This is a genomic window from Flavobacterium sp. W22_SRS_FP1 (assembly GCF_052113685.1).
Lineage (GTDB): Bacteria > Bacteroidota > Bacteroidia > Flavobacteriales > Flavobacteriaceae > Flavobacterium.
On the sequence record NZ_JBGQOE010000007.1, the window covers coordinates 46,601 to 66,108 of the forward strand.

Sequence of the window (19,508 nt, forward strand, 5' to 3'; positions counted from 1 at the left end):
TTCTAGAATTTTGTTTCTAATTTGATGTAATCTATAAACTCTCTACGGGCTTGAGGATCTTTAAATTTCCCACCAAATTCAGAGGTTACAGTACTGCTTTCGATATCACTAATTCCCCTTGAATTTACACAAAGGTGCTTAGCATCGATCACACAGGCAACATCGTCAGTTCCTAATGCTCTTTGTAATTCTTGAACAATTTGCATGGTCAGTCGCTCTTGGACCTGTGGTCTTTTAGCGTAGTATTCTACAATACGATTCATTTTTGAAAGTCCAATTACTCTACCGTTAGAAATATATCCAACGTGCGCTCGGCCTATAATAGGTAAAAGATGGTGTTCGCAAGTAGAGTAGACGATGATGTTTTTTTCAACTAACATTTCACCGTACTTATAATTATTATCAAATGTAGAAGCTTTTGGTTTTTTTGCAGGATTTAACCCTCCAAAAATTTCTTTTACAAACATTTTGGCAACTCGATTTGGTGTGCCTTTTAAGCTGTCATCTGTCAAATCCATTCCTAGTGTCAATAGGATGCTTTCAACATCTTTTTTTATTTTTTCAATTTTTTCGTCGTCGCTAATTGCAAAAGCATCATCTCTTACAGGGTTTGTTGCGCATGAACTAATATGATTTTCTCCTATTTCGTCATGAATTTCTTCATCTTGTTTCATTAAAAGCTACTATTATATGTGTGTGTATTTTTAGTCGGTAAAGATAATTAATAAAAACTAAATAGTTTCGATAGCTTTTAATATTTAATCAAGACCTTTTTTATTTGGCCGTCAAAGGAAACCGTTTTGATTTAATTAAAAAAAGGCAATAACATTATTGGTTATTGCCTTTTCTATTATTGTCGTTTAACAAATAACTGTCAGTTGCGTCTGCATTTATTGACATTTTATATTTGTTCTTTATGACTGGCTAAATTATTTAGAATTATAAGTTGTAATTGCCGCTTTAAGAATATGCACCGCTTTAACTAAGTCTTCTTTCTTTAAGACATAAGCTATTCGAACTTGGTTCATTCCTACTCCGGGAGTAGAATAAAAGCCTGCTGCAGGCGCTACCATCACTGTTTCTCCGTCAAGATCGTAGCTTTCTAGTAACCATCTTGCAAAGTCATCTGCGTTTTCTATTGGAAGTTCTGCTATACAGTAAAAAGCTCCTTTTGGAGTAGCTACCTTTACACCGTCAATCTTGTTTAATTCAGTTATCAGGGTGTCTCTTCGTTCTCTATATTCTGATATTACGTCATCAAAGTAACTTTGAGGAGTGTCTAGAGCTGCTTCACTAGCCACTTGGGCAAAAGTTGGTGGACTCAATCGAGCTTGAGCAAATTTCATAGCCGTAGACATTAACTCTTTGTTTTTTGAAACAATACAGCCAATTCTTGCGCCGCACATACTGTATCTTTTTGATACGGAGTCAATCATGATTGCATTTTCTTCTAGTCCAGGGATATTCATCACTGAATAATGGATGTCTCCATCATAGGTGAACTCTCTGTATACCTCATCTGCGATTAAAAATAAATCATGTTTCTTAACTAATTCAGCCAGTTGCATAATCTCCTCTTTTGAATACAGATAACCCGTTGGGTTTCCTGGGTTACAAATAAGGATTGCTTTGGTCTTTGGCGTAATTAATTTCTCAAAATCAGCTATGGGCGGTAGTGCAAACCCAGTGTCAATAGATGAGATGACAGGAACAACCGTAACTCCAGACGCAGTGGAAAAACCATTATAATTTGCATAAAAAGGTTCAGGAATAATAATCTCATCTCCGTGATCCATTGTGCTTCCCATTGCAAAAAGCAATGCTTCAGATCCACCAGTACTAATGATTATATCTTCAACATCAATAGGTAGACCTTGGCTTTTATAGAATTGAGATAATTTTGTTCTGTAACTTTCAAAACCAGCTGAATGGCTGTACTCCAATACTTCAATATTGAAATTTTTTACAGCATTCATAGCCACTTCGGGTGTTTTTATATCTGGTTGACCAATGTTCAGATGGTACACTTTATTTCCTTTTTTCTTAGCTATTTCAGAGTACGGGACTAATTTACGTATTGGAGATTCAGGCATTTTTTGCCCCTTGTTCGATATTTTTGGCATGATAGTATTATTGTTGAATTGCAAATTTGCGATTTTTTTTTCGTATTTAATGCTGCTAACGTCCCTATTTATTGTTAAATGTGTATTTTTCTTTGATATTTTGAGTAAATTTATGCAAACAATGTGCTATGAATAAAATCGCTATATTTTTTGTTCTACTCATGTATAGCTTCTCCATTTCTGCTCAAGATGGATTTCAATTTAAAAATGGTGGTAATAAAGTGAGTATCCCTTTTCAATTTATTAATAATTTGGTGTTCATTCCTTTAAATGTTAATGGAGTAGAGCTTACCTTTTTATTAGACTCAGGAGTACAGGAGGCTATTTTGTTCAGTTTAGAGGATAAAGAGGAAGTCAGTCTTAAAAACATAGAGAAAGTTAGCCTGCGGGGCCTTGGAAGCGAAGAGGCTGTTGAAGGTTTGAAATCTGAAGGAAACTTGATTGAGGTTGAAGGAATGAGATCTTGGAGTCATTTGTTGTATATTATTTTAGACCAGAATTTTAATATGTCATCCCATGTCGGAATTCCTGTAAACGGAATTATAGGGTATTCTTTTTTTAAAAATAATTTAGTAGAAATAAACTACGATAAAAAGCGGGTGTTTTTTTATAAAGAGAATAATAGAAACAGAAGGAGGATAGAAAGAAAATATCATAAAGTGGCAATTTCTATAGAAAAAGGGAAACCTTATATTAATAGCATGCTGGTTATAGATTCTGTTAAAATTCCTGCAAAACTACTAGTCGACGTTGGAAACAGTGATGCGATATGGCTTTTTGATAACAGCACTAAAAACATAAGTATTCCCAAAAAAAACTTCGAAGACTATCTTGGCAGAGGTTTTAGTGGTGACGTGATGGGAAAAAGGGCTCGGATCTCTGAATTCGAAATTTCAGATTTTGTATTTAAAAATCCCATTGCTGCCTTTCCGGATTCTACTTCTTTGAGACATGTCAGTATGGTTTCTGATCGGTTGGGTTCAGTGGGGGGTGAGATTTTAAAAAGGTTTTCTATTGTTTTCGACTATACAAACGAGAGTCTGTTTTTACGGAGAAACAAAAGCTTTTCTGATCCTTTCCTTTACAACAAAAGTGGAATCGAAATAATGCACTCGGGGATGCAATGGGTACAGGAGACAGTTGCTCTTCAGACTGTTCCTATAGTGGTAGATAATATGCCCGCAAGTGCTGATAAACCACCTTCCGATTTTAAGTATAAATTTGAATTAAAACCTATTTATGAAATAGCTAATATTCGAAAAAATTCACCTGGAAAAAACAGCGGTTTACAAAAAGGAGATATAATAAAAACGGTTAATGGTATGAAAGCCTATGAATTTTCATTACAAAAATTAAATGAGCTTTTACGTTCAAATGATGAAAAATGGATCACTATGGAAATTGAAAGGAATAGTCAAGTTCTTAAATTCAGATTTCAACTCAGAGACATACTATGATAAAAAAAGCTCGGTGAGAATTATGTAAAGCAGCTTCTTAATTTTTAAATTAATTGGCAACTACTTCGCCTTTAATTTTCAAAGGGACTCTTCCGCCATCATAATTAACCGCATTAGACTCTACAGTAATCGTTTTTCTGATAGGACCTAGAACCAAATTGTATTTAACTTCAATTTTAGATGTTTGACCAGGTAAAATAGAATCTTTGGATTTAGACATAATTGTGACGTTGCTGGTAGACTGAATAGCGAATATAACTAAAGTGGCGTCACCAGTATTCTTAAATTCAAATACACGGATACCAGTATCATTCCCTTTTTTTATGGTTCCATAATCTATAGTGTTGTTTTCAGTTTTGAATTCTATTTTGGCCCCGTGTTGAGCAAATCCAATACTGCTGAACAATGCAACTATGATTAATGTTACTATTTTTTTCATCAGAATATTTTTATATTTATTAAAGTAAAGTTACTTTCTTTTAATTAAAGCACAAATTTTTATTTCTCTTTTTATAGTGTGCTTAATTATTTACTTTTGTTCCGTACTTAAATTACAAAAATTAGACCAAAGTTCAAAAGGGTTATTTGTTAATTTGGAGATACATAAAACTGATATAAGAAACAATCGAATTAAAAGATTAATTGAATCCACTATAACATGACAATTCCTGCACAATTTGACGCGAAGAACATTGAAAATAAATGGTATGAGTACTGGATGGAAAATAATTATTTCCATTCTGAACCAGACCATAGAACACCATATACTATTGTAATTCCTCCCCCTAATGTTACAGGAGTCTTGCATATGGGGCATATGCTGAACAATACGATTCAAGATGTTTTGATCAGGAGAGCACGTCTAAAGGGGTTCAATGCGTGCTGGGTTCCTGGTACAGACCACGCATCTATTGCTACAGAAGCTAAAGTTGTTGCAAAACTAAAGTCGGAAGGAATCAATAAAAATGATTTGTCTCGCGAAGAGTTTCTTTCCCATGCGTGGGATTGGACGGATAAATATGGCGGTGTAATCCTTGAACAACTTAAGAAATTGGGCGCTTCTTGCGACTGGGAACGGACTAAGTTTACTATGGATCCAGACATGTCCGCTTCTGTAATTCGTTCTTTCGTAGATTTATATAATAAAGGTTTGATTTATCGTGGGTACCGAATGGTAAACTGGGATCCCGAGGCTAAAACTACTTTATCTGACGAAGAAGTAATTTTCGAAGAAAGACAAGGGAAATTATATTACATTCAATATAAAATCGAAGGAACTGAAGATTTCTTGACAATTGCAACGACGCGTCCTGAAACTATTTTTGGAGATTCGGCTATTTGTATTAATCCGAATGACGAACGTTTTGCTCATTTGAAAGGAAAAAAAGCGATAGTGCCTATTTGCGGAAGAGTGATTCCAATTGTTGAAGATGAATATGTTGATATTGAATTCGGTACCGGATGTTTAAAGGTGACTCCTGCGCATGACATGAATGACAAAGCTCTTGGAGAAAAGCATAATCTTGAAATTATTGATATCTTCAACGAAGATGCAACGATGAATAGTTTTGGTTTGCATTACCAAGGAAAGGATCGTTTTGTGGTTCGCGAAGAAATTGCAAAAGAATTAGAGACAATTGGCGCTTTGGCAAAAACAGAAATACATCTGAATAAAGTAGGAACTTCTGAAAGAACAAAGGCAGTTATTGAACCAAGATTATCAGATCAGTGGTTCTTAAAAATGGAGGATTTAGTAAAACCAGCAATTCAATCCGTATTGGTTGATGGCGAAATTAAATTACATCCTAAACGTTTTGAAAACACATACGCACATTGGTTAAACAATATTCGCGACTGGAATATTTCCCGTCAATTGTGGTGGGGACAGCAAATCCCTGCTTATTTCTACGGTGACGGTAAAGAAGATTTCGTGGTTGCTGAATCTATCGAAGAAGCTTTAGTCTTGGCTCAAGCCAAAACTGTAAACCCTTCACTTCTCACTGCTGACTTAAGACAAGATGTTGATGCTTTAGATACTTGGTTTTCTTCTTGGCTTTGGCCAATGTCTGTTTTTGGCGGAATAATGGATCCGGAAAGTGAAGATTTTAAATATTATTATCCTACGAATGATTTAGTAACGGGTCCAGATATTTTGTTTTTCTGGGTAGCGAGAATGATTATTGCAGGATATGAATATACAGGTAAAAAACCTTTTACAAATGTGTATCTGACTGGTTTAGTTCGTGACAAACAAAGACGTAAAATGTCTAAATCATTAGGTAATTCGCCAGATCCTTTAGATTTGATCGAGAAATTTGGTGCCGATGGAGTTCGTGTAGGATTGCTATTAAGTGCTTCTGCAGGTAACGACATTATGTTTGATGAAGAGTTATGTAACCAAGGAAAAGGATTTACAAACAAAATATGGAATGCCTTCAAATTGATTAAAGGATGGGAAGTTTCGGATACGATTCCACAACCGGAATCTTCTAAAGTGGCGATTGAATGGTATGAGGCGAAATTGCAACAAACCTTATTGGAAATCGAAGATAATTTCGAGAAATATAGAATTTCAGAAGCTTTGATGGGCACCTACAAATTAGTTTGGGATGACTTCTGTTCTTGGTTTCTAGAGATGATAAAACCGGCATACCAGCAGCCGATTGATAGTGTAACTTTTGCGAAAGCGATAGAAATGCTGGAAAATAACCTGAAAGTATTGCATCCTTTTATGCCTTTTTTGACAGAGGAAATTTGGCAAATATTGGCGCCAAGAACTAAAGAAGAAGCCTTAATCGTTTCTACTTGGCCAGAGTTAACAACATTTAATAGCACTTTAATTACCGATTTCGAAAGCACTATGGAAGTAATTTCTGGAATTCGTACAATCCGTAAAGACAAGAATATTCCTTTTAAAGACGCCATCGAATTAAAAGTAATTAATAACGAAAAAACGTCTACTTATTTTGATTCAGTGGTAACCAAATTGGCCAACCTGACTTCGTTAGAATATGTTTCTGAGAAAGTAGATGGTGCCTTGTCTTACCGTGTGAATTCTAATGAATATTTTATCCCAATTGCTGGGAATATAAATGTAGAAGAAGAAGTTGCAAAACTGACAACGGAGCTGAATTATACCAAAGGATTTTTAAAATCAGTACAGTCTAAATTAGCAAACGAAAAATTTGTTGCTGGAGCACCAGAGAAAGTGTTAGCAAACGAAAGGCAAAAAGAGGCTGATGCCTTGGCTAAGATCGCTACCATCGTTCAGAGCTTGGCCGGATTGAAATAGAAATCTGGTTCTTTTTTAAAATTTAAAAATCTCATTTTGAACTGCCGCCAAAGGATCTTATCTTTTGGATGCAGTTCAACTTGATTTTAGTAAGGCTGTCTTTGTTGAAAATGAAGAAAAGGGTTTACTTTATTCTTTTCATGAGGTATTTTTCGGAACTTGGCTTTCCAGATTGTAAACCTGAAATTTCAGTTACTAAACTATCTTTTGAGAGGTGATTGTAAATAATTTTTTTTGGATAATCATGTTTTTGATTTTCAAAAACCAATGATTTTGCAGTTGTTTCGGTAAGAGCAAAAGAAATTGATTCGTTGTTGTTCTGGCCCTTTATGTTAGTGAGGTAGCTTAAATCTTCTTCTTTTTGTTGAAGAGTTATTGTTTCAAAATGCAAGGTGTCTGTACCTTTTATGAAGTAAGATTCGCCCTGATAAGTACTGTCATTCATCTTTTTCCATTTTTCGGTGAGAATACCATCTGTTGATTTAAACTCCCATGTACCTATGAGCCAATGAGCTGTTCTGATTTTATCTTTTTCATTCTTATCAGAATCATCGGCATCTGCATTTTTGCAAGAGACAAGTATTGTTATCAGAAGCAGAAACGTAATTTTTTTATACATGCTATTTTGAAATTGGGTTGTTCTATTATTCCGTACAAAATTAGTGAAAAATTGAGTAGTTTTCATTCTTAACCTTGAAAAGTCTAAATCGGCTAGGGTTGTGATTGTGTTCAGCCATATTACTTTCGACAGGACACTGAAATTATTCGTTATGAGCATAGTTGGCTGTATATAAAACAATATCGTTGACAGTGACTTTTATTTAGATTGGTTGTTTCTTAAAAAAAAAGCTGTAGATAGAAAATTAAAAATAATCCCTAAAAGCTTTCTTTCAAAATGGCATGAACCATTTCTTTGGTGGGTTTTTTGTCTTTTAGTTTAGCGCGAACCAGATCAAAAGGTACTTTGAAATCACAGCCTGATTTATAGCTGCTGCAACCGTAAGCGGTATTTCCTTTCATAACTGTCCCTTTTTGACATTTCGGGCAGGTCAATGCATTCGATATTTCTTTATTTTCGGTTGATGGAGAAGCTGTTTTCTTAGCTTCTAATTTAAGCTTGAATTTTTCGTCAAAGCGAAGCAAGCCCTCCACACTCCCTTTATCTGTTTTAAAGTCTTTTAGATTGACCGTAGAGCCTTTTTGAAGTAATCGCAGGTATTGGTTCTCCGATATTTTTTTCTCCGCAAAAGTAAAGGGGAGTACAAAATCGCAACCTGCTCTATAATCGGCACATCCATAAGCCGATTTCCCTTTTAGAAGCGTGGCTTTTTTGCATTTAGGGCAGATTTCAGCCGTAATTCCTGAGGTTTTCTTTTTCTTAATTGGAGCAAGTTGTTTCTCAGCGGTTCCAGAATGTGAAATATTGGCTCGTTTGGTTTCGCTTCGAACTTCATACACTAAAGCATCTACCATAAGTTTCATATTATTAATAAAGGCGGCGGCAGTAAATGTCCCTTTTTCTATATCTTTCAACTGCTTTTCCCAGGACCCTGTAAGCTCTGCTGATTTTACCATGTCATTTTGGATGGTGTCAATCAATTGAATACCCGTAGGTGTCGGCAAAACTTGTTTTTTGTTTCTTAGGATGTATTGGCGTTTAAAAAGAGTTTCAATAATATTGGCTCGCGTTGATGGACGTCCAATACCGTTTTCTTTCATCAATTCGCGTAAATCTTCATCATCCACCTGTTTGCCCGCGGTTTCCATGGCCCGCAGTAAGGTGGCTTCCGTAAACTGATTGGGAGGCTTCGTTTCTTTTTCTAAAAACGACGGTTCATGTGGTCCTCTTTCGCCTTTCACAAAGCTTGGCAATATGTCAGCTTCCTTTTCCTTTTCTTTTGCGTTTGGGTTCTCAAAAACGATACGCCATCCTTTTTTTAGGATTTCTTTTCCGGTAGTTTTGAAGGCTACATCGGCTGCTTTCCCCATTACTGTAGTATTGGCTACCAGGCAATCTTCATAAAACACTGCGATAAAGCGCTTTACAATAATATCATATACTTGTTGCTGATTGTATTGTAAATTGCTTTGAATCCCAGTTGGAATTATGGCGTGGTGATCGGTTACCTTTTTATCGTTGAAAACTTTGCTCGATTTTTTAATCTTTTTCCCTAAAAGAGGTTCTGTCAAAGGAGCATAATTGGTTAATTTTTCCAGAATGCCATGTACTTTTGGGTAGACATCGTTTGGTAAAAAAGTCGTGTCGACCCTAGGGTAGGTCACTACTTTTTGTTCGTACAGGGTTTGTACAATTTTAAGCGTTTCATCCGCCGAAAACCCAAACTTGGTATTGCAATACACCTGTAAGCCCGTTAAATCAAATAGCTTGGGAGCAAACTCATTGCCATTTTTTCTTTCTATAGAAATAATTTCAAAATCACTTTCCTTGACTTTATTAGCCAAAAGTTCACCGTCTTGCTTTTTCAAAAAGCGTCCTTCCTCGTAGCTGAAAAGCGTCTCTCGATATAAGGTTTGCAACTCCCAATAGGGCTGCGGTTTAAAATTTTCAATTTCTTTAAATCGATCCACCACCATGGCTAGGGTTGGGGTTTGCACGCGACCAATAGACAAGACTTGTTTGTATCCGCCATGTTTTACTGTGTACAAGCGAGTTGCATTCATACCGAGCAACCAGTCGCCAATGGCTCTGGAAAAACCTGCGTAGTATAAATTATCGTAGTTGGCGGACGGTTTTAAGTTATCAAAACCTTCCTTTATGGCTTCGGTGGTCAAGGATGAAATCCATAACCGTTTTACCTCACCTTTATAATTGGCTTCATTCATGACCCAGCGCTGGATGAGCTCTCCTTCTTGTCCCGCATCCCCGCAGTTGATGACCAATTCGGCCTGATCAAATAAACTTTTTATGATTTTAAACTGTTTTTGGATACCCGCATTCTCCACGACTTTGGTTTCAAATTTTTCAGGAAGCATGGGCAGGTTATTCAAATCCCAGCTTTTCCAATACGATTTGTAATCGTTAGGTTCTTTTAAGGTACATAAATGCCCAAAAGTATAGGTAACTGCATAACCGTTGCCTTCGTAATACCCATCGCGTTTGGTATTAGCTCCCAAAACGGATGCGATTTCTCGGGCTACACTTGGTTTCTCTGCAATACAGACTTTCATTTTATCCTACTGATTTTGAAACCGCAAATTAGGAATTTAGAAGTTGGTATTAAAAAGAAATCTTCAGGAGTTATGAACGAACCTAAGTTATTTGGCTATGGCCGATAATTAGTGGTATGCCGCTGAAAAAGGAATTAAGACAAAGTTCGTCGTACTCTTTATTTACTTGTAGCTCGCAGTCAGCGGTTATAAAACTAAATAATGTTTCTGACTATCGCAACGATCGAGCTAAGGCGATGCCACAAGCTAAGCCTCTCGTTTCTTACGAACAGGTGTTTTTAGACATGGCTACTTCCATTTAATATAAAAGCTACAACTTTTAAAGGTTGTAGCTTTTTGTATTTCAGTTTGTTTGCGAACCATTTTCTAAATTAAATACTATTCAATGATTTCTTTTCGATTTTTCATCACTATAAAAAAGAATACTGTCAAGGCAATAGTCATTGCGAGTCCGATCAAATTTGCAGTCATCACCTCTAAACCAAATCCAATTGTAGGATCGTAAAAAAGATAAGAACAAACCACAGACGTAATAAAGAAAGCCGGTGCCAAAGCAATTATATAATGTGTTTTCTTTTGGTATAAATAAACCGCTCCAATCCACAAAGCTATAGCAGCAGTGATTTGATTAGCCCAAGAAAAATATCTCCATAATAATCCGAAATCCATATTTGTTAGAATATATGAAATAACAAATAAAGGAATTGCAACCATAAAACGATTTTTTAATTGTTTTTGGTCTATTTTTAAATAATCAGCGATGATCATTCTTGCAGCTCTAAAAGAGGTGTCTCCAGAAGTAATAGGCAATACAATTACACCTAAAACAGCAATAGTACCACCAACAGTTCCTAAGAATACAAGAGCTATTTTATTAACTACGGCAGCAGGACCTCCATTTGCCAAAAGGACAGTAAGATCCTCGCCATTCATCAAACTCATAGCTGCAGCTGCCCATATCATAGCTATAACTGCTTCTAGAATCATCATTCCGTAGAATATTTTTCTACCATCTTTTTCGCTATTGATGGTACGAGAAATAATTGGCGATTGAGTGGCGTGAAACCCTGATAGGGCTCCACAAGAAATAGTTAAAAATATAACTGGATAATAAGGAAGCCCTTTTGGGTGTAAGTTCTCTAAAGTTAATTCAGGTATTGGGTTTCCATACATAAACATACCGAAACAAATTCCTACTGCACTTACCAAAAGTAAAAAACCTAACACAGGGTAAATTTTTCCAATGATTTTGTCAATTGGTAAAACAGTGGCGATGATATAATAGATGAATATACAAAAGATAACTATAGTAAGGACACTGGTGTCATTTCCAATCAGCTCGTTAATCATTTTAGCAGGGGCAGAAACAAAAACAGTTCCCACTAAAAGCAATAATAAAACGGTAAAAAAGTTAACAACATGACTAAAAGATTTTCCTAGAAATTTGGAAGCCAGAGCTGGTAAATGAGCACCGCCATATCTCAAAGATATCATGCCAGTTAGGTAATCATGAACTCCACCTGCAAATATAGACCCTAAAACGATCCAGATAAAAGCAGACGGGCCATACAATGCCCCCAGAATTGGACCAAATATTGGGCCAACACCTGCAATATTCAGAATTTGAATGAAAGCATTTTTATTGCTATTCATTGGGACGAAATCAACACCGTCTGTAAGCGTATTTGCTGGTGTTGGTTTGTTCGGGTCAGAATTGAAAGTTTTGTCAACAAATTTCCCGTAAAAAAGATACCCTAAAAGCAATAAAACTATTGCTGTAATAAATGTGATCATATTTCCTGTTTTTATTATAAATAATGCAATTAAATTTTCAAATACATCGTTGTAATTACAAAGAAGTGATGAATTAATTGTATTATTCGTATTTATGGCAAGTTAGGGAAACATATCAATAAATTGGACTTTATCTTACAATTGAAGAGATAAAGACTTAAAATAATAACGGTTAGGGTTTTATAATAATAAAAAAGGTAAAAGTAAGGCGGTTTTAAGCTATAATCGGACAAAGAGTTTGCTTAGATGCAATCAAATTCGGGTGTTTTAGTCATCCATGCAACCTATTTTATGTCAATTAACAAAATAGGAGGGTGGTTTGTCGTGGTTTCCGTCAGCTCTGTTTTTTGGAAATTTCACTCTGTTTTAAACCTTTTAGTTTTAAACTCAAATATTAGTTTTTCATCATGAATTGCGGTTTGAAGATGAAGTGGAGCCAGAAATAAATTCGTGGTCGAAAAAGGAAAATCTGGGAAAATACTTCTTCCATGAAAACCTGATAAATGGACTTTCCAGGTATATTGAAATCAAAATAGCCAATAATTAATAGTTTACAGAGCTATAATGAAATCCTTCGACTTTACTTTGTGTTATATAAAAAAATACTAAAACTGTAGGAGGTCTTATAAAGGAAAATTAGTTGACAATTATTTTGTAATTACTATCTTGCTGTTAGGGAAGTGGCTTGAAAAATAGCAGCCCTTAAGGAGTTGTTGTACCTTGATCAAAAAAAATCATAAAAAAACCGTTGCACTGTTCGTTGCAACGGTTTTTTTAAATTAAGATGAATTAATACCTTATTTTGGCATAACCACTGTATCAATTGCATGAATAACTCCGTTAGAAGCCGCTACGTCAGCAAGAATTACTGTTGAAGTTCCTCCATTTGCATCGGTCAAAATCACTTTTCCGTCTGTCAAGCTTAGAACTATAGTACCACCCTGTACAGTTGTTACAGTATATTTTCCGTTGTTTTTATTTATTGCATCAATAACCGTAGCTGCATCAAATTTACCTGCTACAACATGATACGTCAATACTGCTTTCAGTTTGTCTAAATTTTCAGGTTTCAACAAAGTCTCTACAGTTCCTTCCGGAAGTTTAGCAAATGCTGCGTTATTAGGTGCGAAAACTGTAAAAGGCCCCTCACTACTTAATGTTTCAACTAATTCCGCTGCTGTTACTGCAGTAACCAATGTTGAGAAATCTGCATTTGCTGCCGCTACTCCTACAATGTTTGGTGTTTCAACTACAGCTGCAGAATCCATCGCTACTGCAGTAGAGTCAGTCATTTCTGTAGATTCTCCTTCTTTTTTTTGTCCGCAAGAGATAGTTATCATTCCTAATAATACAAATGCGCTAATTTTTTTTGCTAATGTCATAGTCAATAATTTATGTTTAAATGATTTGTTAAAACCAAAGGTACAGTATAAAAAACGACTGTCTAAGATTTTTAACAATTAATTAAACAAAGTTTTTGTTAAGATTGCAGTTGATACAGATGATTTTTTAGCTGGCACAAATATTATGAAATTTTGAGTTTTTGTTAATGGCTACATATTTTCATTATTCTCAAAATAGTTACTATTCCTGATTGTGTTGTCTTATGCTAATTTTTTATTGAGGGTAACTAGATAATTAGCAGAGAAAGAGAAATCAGATATAGATCATTTATATGTGTGCATTATTTTTCACATTATTTGCTAACGATTTCCATAGTCCAAATGTCTTATGTAATGCCGCTCAAAGGAAAGTGCGTAATTTTGTAGGGTGTCACTTTTTTTTCTTGTTTCTGGGCATTAGCTTGACTAAACTATTACTTGTGGCTATTTCCGCTTTAATCAGTTGTAGAAAACCCTAAATAGTATTATTTTAGTTAAAATATTTTAGCCTCGATATCGCCCTATTCTTGTTTCTTGCTGCTTTAGGAAAAAGAAGAGATAAAGTGTGTAGGTAGGTTATAGCTTATAAAAAAATTGCGTAGTTCTGCTAAAAAAGGACCTCCGTTTAGCTCTAAAAAACTTGAAACAGCAAATAGGAAACTTTAAACAAAAATTTCGTAATTTTGCACTCCAAATAAAGGATTAAGATTATGTTAGATAGACTTCAAATAGTAAAACAACGTTTCGATGAGATATCGGATTTGATTATCCAGCCGGATGTGATCTCTGATCAGAAGCGTTATGTGCAATTGAATCAAGAGTATAAAACTTTGAAAGCATTAGCAGAAAAACGCGATGAGTACGTGATGATCATGGCTAATATTGAAGAAGCAAACGAAATAATAGCCGACAACAGTGATGCAGATATGACCGAAATGGCCAAAATGCAACTGGAAGAAGCAAAGGAAAGATTGCCGGAACTTGAGGAAGAGATCAAATTCATGTTGATCCCGAAAGATCCTGAAGATGCTAAAAATGTGATGGTGGAGATTCGTGCCGGTACCGGTGGGGATGAAGCAAGTATTTTTGCAGGGGATTTGTTTCGTATGTATACCAAATATTGTGAAAATAGAGGTTGGAGAACTTCTGTTGTTGATATGAATGAAGGAACTTCTGGTGGTTTTAAAGAGGTGATTTTTGAAGTTAGTGGTGAAGATGTTTATGGAACCCTAAAGTTTGAAGCAGGTGTTCACCGTGTGCAGCGTGTTCCTCAAACGGAAACGCAAGGACGTGTTCACACCTCGGCAGCGACTGTTATGGTGCTTCCGGAAGCGGAGGAATTTGATGTTCAAATTGATATGAACGATGTTCGTGTCGATTTTTTCTGTTCTTCTGGACCAGGTGGGCAATCAGTAAATACTACCAAATCAGCCGTACGTTTAACGCATATTCCAACAGGTTTAGTAGCGCAATGTCAGGATCAAAAATCACAACATAAGAATAAAGACAAAGCTTTTGGTGTATTGCGTTCTCGTTTATACGAACAAGAATTAGCCAAAAAACAAGCTGAAGATGCTACTAAACGTACATCTCAAGTAAGTTCTGGTGACCGTTCTAATAAAATACGTACTTACAATTATGCTCAAGGTCGTGTGACAGATCACAGAGTTGGTTTGACGCTTTACGATCTAGGAAATATCATGAATGGTGATATTCAGAAAATTGTTGATGAACTAGCATTAGTGAACAACATGGAGAAACTGAAAGAAGCGAGTGAGGTTTATTAAGTTAGAAGAATAAAGAGAATAGAATATAGAGCAAAGAAAATAGATGCGAGAGTAAAGAAAATACAATAAAGAAAAAGATACCATACTAAATTATTTAGCATGGTATTTTTTTTAGCAATTAAGATTTACGGCATTAGATATTGGCTACAAAAAAATAAAAATTGGTGATCTTTGCGAATAACTTTGCGAACTTTGCGGTTAAACACACAACAATGACTACACAAAAACTAATTGAGCAAATCAAAATCAAGAAATCATTTTTGGTCGTAGGCCTGGATGTTGATTTGGATAAAATACCAGGACATTTATTGGAACTCGAAGACCCAATTTTCGAATTCAACAAAGCAATCATTGATGCCACACACGATTTGTGCGTTGCCTATAAACCGAATATAGCTTTTTTTGAAGCATACGGAATCAGAGGATGGATGGCTTTGCAAAAAACGATCAATTATATCAACGATAATTATCCTGATATCTTTACTATTGCAGATGCTAAGCGTGGTGATATTGGGAATACTTCCTCGATGTATGCCAAGGCTTTTTTTGAAGACTTAAACTTTGATAGTGTGACCGTGGCTCCTTATATGGGGAAAGATTCGGTTGAACCTTTCTTAGCCTTCGAAAACAAACATACTATTATGTTGGCTTTAACGTCAAATGAAGGTGCTTTTGATTTCCAAACTTTACTAGTCGATGGAAAAGAATTGTACAAACAAGTGCTAGAAACTTCTAAGACTTGGAAAAACAGCGAAAATTTGATGTATGTGGTTGGCGCTACGAAAGCCGAATATTTCACTGAAATCCGTAAAATCGTTACGGATAGTTTCTTATTAGTTCCGGGAGTTGGAGCGCAAGGAGGAAGTCTTGCGGAAGTTTGCAAGTACGGTATGAATGACAACATAGGGTTACTGATCAATTCTTCAAGAGGAATCATTTATGCGTCTAAAGGAACTGATTTTGCCGAAAAGGCAAGGGAAGAAGCGTTGAAAATGCAGCAAGAAATGTTAACAATTGTTAGTTTGAAGTTTCAGGTTTAAAGTTTTCGATTGTACGTTAAAATTTTAAACGCGAATTATAATTAAAAATGGTTTGTGTCTTTGCGTTTAAACTTTAACCGTTTTGAATTTGAAACAAATATTTAGTGTCCTTTGTAAATAACTTTGCGAACTTAGTGGTTAAACTTTAAACAAAAACGCAGCGTTATTTGCAGTCAAACTTTAAACTTTTTCAATAAATAATTCAAACCTTTTAATTTTGAAACAAAAAACCTTAATAGACCAACTCGGAACTGCTCATACTTTTGAAACTTCACCTAAACGAATCATTTCGCTGGTTCCTTCTCAAACAGAATTGCTATTTGATTTAGGTCAAGAAGCAAAAATAATAGGGATAACCAAATTCTGTGTGCATCCTTATCATTTTAAATCGACCAAAAAACTGGTCGGAGGAACTAAAAAAGTCCATTACGAAAAGATCCGCTTGCTCGAACCGGACCTTATCATTTGCAACAAAGAAGAAAATACTAAGGAAATCGTTGAGAAACTAAGCGAAATATGCCCAGTTTGGGTGACCAATATCATTACGATTGAAGATAACTTCCAAATGATATCTGACTTTGGTCAGCTTTTAAACTGCAGAACTGAAGCCCAAAAATGGAACAATAAATTAGCTTTTGCCTTGAGCGATTTTAAAAATTTCATCAAAGAAGTTCCTGTGAAAACGGTTGCCTATTTTATTTGGAAAAATCCTTATATGGTCGCAGGTTCAGATAACTTCATCAATGAATTATTGAAGCTCAACCATTTTAAAAATATTTATGATAACGAAGGTCGGTATCCCGCGGTGCAAATCGAAAAAATACAGCAAGAAGGAAATCCTGATTTGATTCTTCTTTCCTCAGAACCATTTCCTTTTAAGAAAGAAGATGGCTACGAAATCAGTAATTTTACGGATAAAGCACAAACTGTAATAGTAGATGGAGAAATGTTTTCGTGGTATGGAAGCCGATTACTAAAGGCATTTGATTATTTTAAAATGCTGCATAAAAAACTATGATTGGCACTCTTCGAGAATTAATTCTTCTTCTGGGGTTTTTATTGCGGAGTCAGTGTCAACTTTGAAGGCTGTTTCTGCTAATTTTTTATATTCTTGTATGAGTTTTTCAATTTCATTTTTCTCATTCAGTAAACCAATCATAATTTATAAACTTTCTACAAATTTACGATTTGCAATTATAAAATGGATATTATAATTTGTTAAGATTGTAATTTAAAATTTAAGTGCTATTTTTGCAAATAAAAGTGATTAATTATACTATATACGAAAATTCGAATGCCGACCAATGGGTGACTTTTGTCCATGGCGCTGGAGGTAGTTCATCTATCTGGTTTAAACAAATCAGGGATTTTCAAAAACAGTATAATATACTGTTGTTAGATTTACGGGGGCATGGTGAATCTAAAACCACCTTAAAAACAGCCTTTAAACAAAAATATACTTTTTCGGCTTTAGCCACCGATATTCACGAAGTTTTGGATTTTCTTAAAATTGAAAAATCTCATTTTGTAGGTATTTCGATGGGAACAATCCTAATCCGTCAATTGGCTGAGATGTATCCAGATCGAGTGCAAAGCATGATTCTTGGGGGTGCTATCCTAAAAATGAATTTTCGCTCTCAGATATTGATGCGTTTGGGCAACCTGTTCAAATACGTATTGCCTTATTTGATTTTATACAAGCTCTTTGCCTTTGTTATCATGCCTAAAAAAAGTCACAGACAATCGCGTTTGCTTTTTATAAACGAGGCTAAAAAATTATATCAAAAAGAATTCATTAAATGGTTTAAGCTCACTGCTGAGATTAACCCTGTTCTTAAATGGTTTCGTCAGGTAGAATTGAACATACCTACACTATACGTTATGGGAGAAGAAGATTATATGTTCTTGCCATCAGTTAGAAATGTGGTTGCGAATCACTATAAATCTTCTAAACTAGTTGTAATTCAAAACTGTGGACATGTTGTAAATGTGGAACAGCCAAATGTCTTTAATGCTGCAGTTCTTTCTTTTATAATGACAGCACAATAAAAAATGCCGGCATCCTAAAATGCCGGCAGTTCTTTAACTAACCAAAACCAAATAATAAATAACCAGTTTATTACTCTGCAAAGATCATCTTTTTCTTCGCTTGTATCTGTTAAGGGTTTGTTATTTGTTTGTTGTACAAAAGTTAAGATTTTTAATTTTAATGCTTCGGCACGGTGTTTTAGGCATTGTAATTCAGCTGTTTAAAGTAAAATAATTTGGTTTAATGCCCTACTTTTTATAAAGTATAGTCCAATTATTGTCCGTTTTTAATTAGAATTAAATTGTTTTATTACTACCCAATTAGAGTCTGTTTTTCTATTAATAAAACACAACTGTTTTATTTGAGTAAACCATCAGTTTTCTGTCCGCATGCAGTTTTATGGCTCTTGCCAAAACAAGTCGTTCTAGATCCCTTCCTTTCATAATAAAATCTTCTACAGAATTTATATGGGAAACTCGGGCAATATCTTGCTCGATAATTGGTCCTTCGTCTAATTCTGCTGTAACGTAATGACTTGTAGCACCTATAATTTTCACTCCTCTTTTGAAGGCAGAATGATAGGGTTTTGCTCCAGGAAATGCGGGTAAAAAGGAGTGGTGAATATTGATAATTTTATTTTGATAGAGAGAAATAAGTTGCGGTGTTATTATTTGCATATAACGCGCCAATACGATAAAGTTGATTTCGTGTTTCTTCAACAATTCGATTTGTTGCTGTTCTCCTTCGGTTTTGTTGTCTTTGGTGAACGGTACATGGTAAAACGGAATGTTAAACTGGTCGGCGATAGGTTTTAAGTCTGAATGATTGCTGATGATTAAAGGGATTTCCACATTCAATTCACCGGCCCTATATCGTCCCAAGATGTCATATAAGCAATGATTGTATTTCGAAACAAACAAAGCCATTTTTGGTTTTACTTCTTTGTTGTATAAATCCCATGACATGTTGAAATCGTGCGCGATGCTTTGCTGAAAATCAGATTTGATAGATTCTAAACTAATTAAAGGATTCGTCAGTTCGCTTTCTAGTCGCATAAAAAACACATTTTGTTCTACATCGACATGCTGGTCTAAGTAGGTAATGTTTCCTTCTACTTTTACTATAAAATTAGTCACGGCAGCGATTATGCCTTTATGGTCCTTGCAATGAATAAGGAGAGTGATTTTCTGCATAGTACTGGTTTTTTCGAATTGCGGAAGCGCATCGTATTAAATTTGCTATTTGTAATTTAAGGTTTATAATAGAATTCAAAACTAAAACTATTTTTCAAAAACAAAGAAAAAAAGCATGTTTTATATTTCGTGCAAGCGTATTTTTTTGTGTAATCCCTCAAGGGATTAATTGGGCACATGGAGTAGACAAATAAAAAAATCACCTCATTAGCAATTTTAAAG

Annotated in this window: 15 protein-coding genes; 6 read left to right on the forward strand and 9 right to left on the reverse strand. The window is 35.1% G+C overall.

Annotated features, from left to right (window positions below):
* Window positions 1–2: 2 nt before the first annotated feature.
* Together folE and ACEN2H_RS05945 are read right to left on the reverse strand one after the other, a co-directional pair.
* Window positions 3–674: a GTP cyclohydrolase I FolE gene (gene folE, locus ACEN2H_RS05940; protein ID WP_441731358.1), complete on the reverse strand. Its 672-nt coding sequence runs from the start codon at window positions 672–674 to the stop codon at window positions 3–5.
* 255 nt (window positions 675–929) lie between these two features.
* Window positions 930–2,123, reverse strand: a complete 1,194-nt coding sequence (locus tag ACEN2H_RS05945) for a pyridoxal phosphate-dependent aminotransferase (protein ID WP_441731360.1) — start codon at window positions 2,121–2,123, stop codon at window positions 930–932.
* 128 nt (window positions 2,124–2,251) lie between these two features.
* Here ACEN2H_RS05945 and ACEN2H_RS05950 point away from each other — a divergent pair, with 128 nt between their 5' ends.
* The gene (locus tag ACEN2H_RS05950) at window positions 2,252–3,580 is read left to right on the forward strand and encodes an aspartyl protease family protein (protein ID WP_441731362.1); all 1,329 of its coding nucleotides are present in this window, start codon (window positions 2,252–2,254) and stop codon (window positions 3,578–3,580) included.
* Between the two features lie 49 nt (window positions 3,581–3,629).
* Here ACEN2H_RS05950 and ACEN2H_RS05955 read toward each other — a convergent pair whose 3' ends face one another.
* Complete coding sequence (locus ACEN2H_RS05955; protein ID WP_441731364.1) at window positions 3,630–4,019, reverse strand: DUF1573 domain-containing protein; 390 nt, start codon at window positions 4,017–4,019, stop codon at window positions 3,630–3,632.
* 219 nt (window positions 4,020–4,238) lie between these two features.
* Here ACEN2H_RS05955 and ACEN2H_RS05960 point away from each other — a divergent pair, with 219 nt between their 5' ends.
* On the forward strand, window positions 4,239–6,872 hold the full coding sequence (locus ACEN2H_RS05960) for a valine--tRNA ligase (protein WP_441731366.1): 2,634 nt from the start codon (window positions 4,239–4,241) through the stop codon (window positions 6,870–6,872).
* A gap of 124 nt (window positions 6,873–6,996) precedes the next feature.
* Here ACEN2H_RS05960 and ACEN2H_RS05965 read toward each other — a convergent pair whose 3' ends face one another.
* From ACEN2H_RS05965 to ACEN2H_RS05980, 4 genes are all read right to left on the reverse strand, one after another.
* A complete protein-coding gene (locus tag ACEN2H_RS05965; RefSeq protein ID WP_441731368.1) occupies window positions 6,997–7,491 on the reverse strand; it encodes a DUF6265 family protein in 495 nt (164 codons plus the stop codon).
* 257 nt (window positions 7,492–7,748) lie between these two features.
* Entirely contained in the window at window positions 7,749–10,061 is a 2,313-nt protein-coding gene (locus ACEN2H_RS05970) for a DNA topoisomerase 3 (RefSeq protein WP_441731370.1), read from the reverse strand.
* Window positions 10,062–10,439: 378 nt separating this feature from the next.
* On the reverse strand, window positions 10,440–11,855 hold the full coding sequence (locus ACEN2H_RS05975; protein WP_441731372.1) for a carbon starvation CstA family protein: 1,416 nt from the start codon (window positions 11,853–11,855) through the stop codon (window positions 10,440–10,442).
* Between the two features lie 797 nt (window positions 11,856–12,652).
* Window positions 12,653–13,237 (reverse strand): fasciclin domain-containing protein, encoded by a 585-nt coding sequence (locus ACEN2H_RS05980; protein ID WP_441731374.1) that lies wholly within the window; start codon window positions 13,235–13,237, stop codon window positions 12,653–12,655.
* A gap of 710 nt (window positions 13,238–13,947) precedes the next feature.
* Here ACEN2H_RS05980 and prfA point away from each other — a divergent pair.
* The 3 genes from prfA to ACEN2H_RS05995 all read left to right on the forward strand — a co-directional run bounded on the left by prfA (window position 13,948) and on the right by ACEN2H_RS05995 (window position 17,082).
* Window positions 13,948–15,024 carry a peptide chain release factor 1 gene (gene prfA, locus ACEN2H_RS05985; RefSeq protein WP_441731376.1) on the forward strand — a complete coding sequence of 359 codons (1,077 nt, stop codon included), beginning with the start codon at window positions 13,948–13,950 and terminating at the stop codon, window positions 15,022–15,024.
* A gap of 212 nt (window positions 15,025–15,236) precedes the next feature.
* The gene (pyrF, locus tag ACEN2H_RS05990) at window positions 15,237–16,064 is read left to right on the forward strand and encodes an orotidine-5'-phosphate decarboxylase (RefSeq protein ID WP_441731377.1); all 828 of its coding nucleotides are present in this window, start codon (window positions 15,237–15,239) and stop codon (window positions 16,062–16,064) included.
* A 217-nt stretch (window positions 16,065–16,281) separates the two neighbouring features.
* The gene (locus tag ACEN2H_RS05995) at window positions 16,282–17,082 is read left to right on the forward strand and encodes an ABC transporter substrate-binding protein (protein WP_441731379.1); all 801 of its coding nucleotides are present in this window, start codon (window positions 16,282–16,284) and stop codon (window positions 17,080–17,082) included.
* Here the strand turns inward: ACEN2H_RS05995 and ACEN2H_RS06000 are convergent.
* Entirely contained in the window at window positions 17,077–17,223 is a 147-nt protein-coding gene (locus ACEN2H_RS06000; RefSeq protein WP_441731381.1) for a hypothetical protein, read from the reverse strand. The two genes, ACEN2H_RS05995 and ACEN2H_RS06000, sit on opposite strands and share 6 nt — an antisense overlap.
* Window positions 17,224–17,327: 104 nt before the next feature.
* Between ACEN2H_RS06000 and ACEN2H_RS06005 the strand changes: the two genes are divergently transcribed.
* Window positions 17,328–18,113 carry an alpha/beta fold hydrolase gene (locus ACEN2H_RS06005; RefSeq protein WP_441731383.1) on the forward strand — a complete coding sequence of 262 codons (786 nt, stop codon included), beginning with the start codon at window positions 17,328–17,330 and terminating at the stop codon, window positions 18,111–18,113.
* A gap of 318 nt (window positions 18,114–18,431) precedes the next feature.
* Here the strand turns inward: ACEN2H_RS06005 and purU are convergent, their stop codons facing one another.
* The gene (purU, locus tag ACEN2H_RS06010) at window positions 18,432–19,286 is read right to left on the reverse strand and encodes a formyltetrahydrofolate deformylase (protein ID WP_441731384.1); all 855 of its coding nucleotides are present in this window, start codon (window positions 19,284–19,286) and stop codon (window positions 18,432–18,434) included.
* Window positions 19,287–19,508 lie beyond the last annotated feature (222 nt).

What these genes read in the sequence shown, in the direction of transcription:
- folE (WP_441731358.1), bottom strand. Translation starts at nt 674, where the DNA reads ATGAAACAAGATGAAGAAATTCATGACGAAATAGGAGAAAATCATATT.
- ACEN2H_RS05945 (WP_441731360.1), bottom strand. Translation starts at nt 2,123, where the DNA reads ATGCCAAAAATATCGAACAAGGGGCAAAAAATGCCTGAATCTCCAATA.
- ACEN2H_RS05950 (WP_441731362.1), top strand. Translation starts at nt 2,252, where the DNA reads ATGAATAAAATCGCTATATTTTTTGTTCTACTCATGTATAGCTTCTCC.
- ACEN2H_RS05955 (WP_441731364.1), bottom strand. Translation starts at nt 4,019, where the DNA reads ATGAAAAAAATAGTAACATTAATCATAGTTGCATTGTTCAGCAGTATT.
- ACEN2H_RS05960 (WP_441731366.1), top strand. Translation starts at nt 4,239, where the DNA reads ATGACAATTCCTGCACAATTTGACGCGAAGAACATTGAAAATAAATGG.
- ACEN2H_RS05965 (WP_441731368.1), bottom strand. Translation starts at nt 7,491, where the DNA reads ATGTATAAAAAAATTACGTTTCTGCTTCTGATAACAATACTTGTCTCT.
- ACEN2H_RS05970 (WP_441731370.1), bottom strand. Translation starts at nt 10,061, where the DNA reads ATGAAAGTCTGTATTGCAGAGAAACCAAGTGTAGCCCGAGAAATCGCA.
- ACEN2H_RS05975 (WP_441731372.1), bottom strand. Translation starts at nt 11,855, where the DNA reads ATGATCACATTTATTACAGCAATAGTTTTATTGCTTTTAGGGTATCTT.
- ACEN2H_RS05980 (WP_441731374.1), bottom strand. Translation starts at nt 13,237, where the DNA reads ATGACATTAGCAAAAAAAATTAGCGCATTTGTATTATTAGGAATGATA.
- prfA (WP_441731376.1), top strand. Translation starts at nt 13,948, where the DNA reads ATGTTAGATAGACTTCAAATAGTAAAACAACGTTTCGATGAGATATCG.
- pyrF (WP_441731377.1), top strand. Translation starts at nt 15,237, where the DNA reads ATGACTACACAAAAACTAATTGAGCAAATCAAAATCAAGAAATCATTT.
- ACEN2H_RS06000 (WP_441731381.1), bottom strand. Translation starts at nt 17,223, where the DNA reads ATGATTGGTTTACTGAATGAGAAAAATGAAATTGAAAAACTCATACAA.
- purU (WP_441731384.1), bottom strand. Translation starts at nt 19,286, where the DNA reads ATGCAGAAAATCACTCTCCTTATTCATTGCAAGGACCATAAAGGCATA.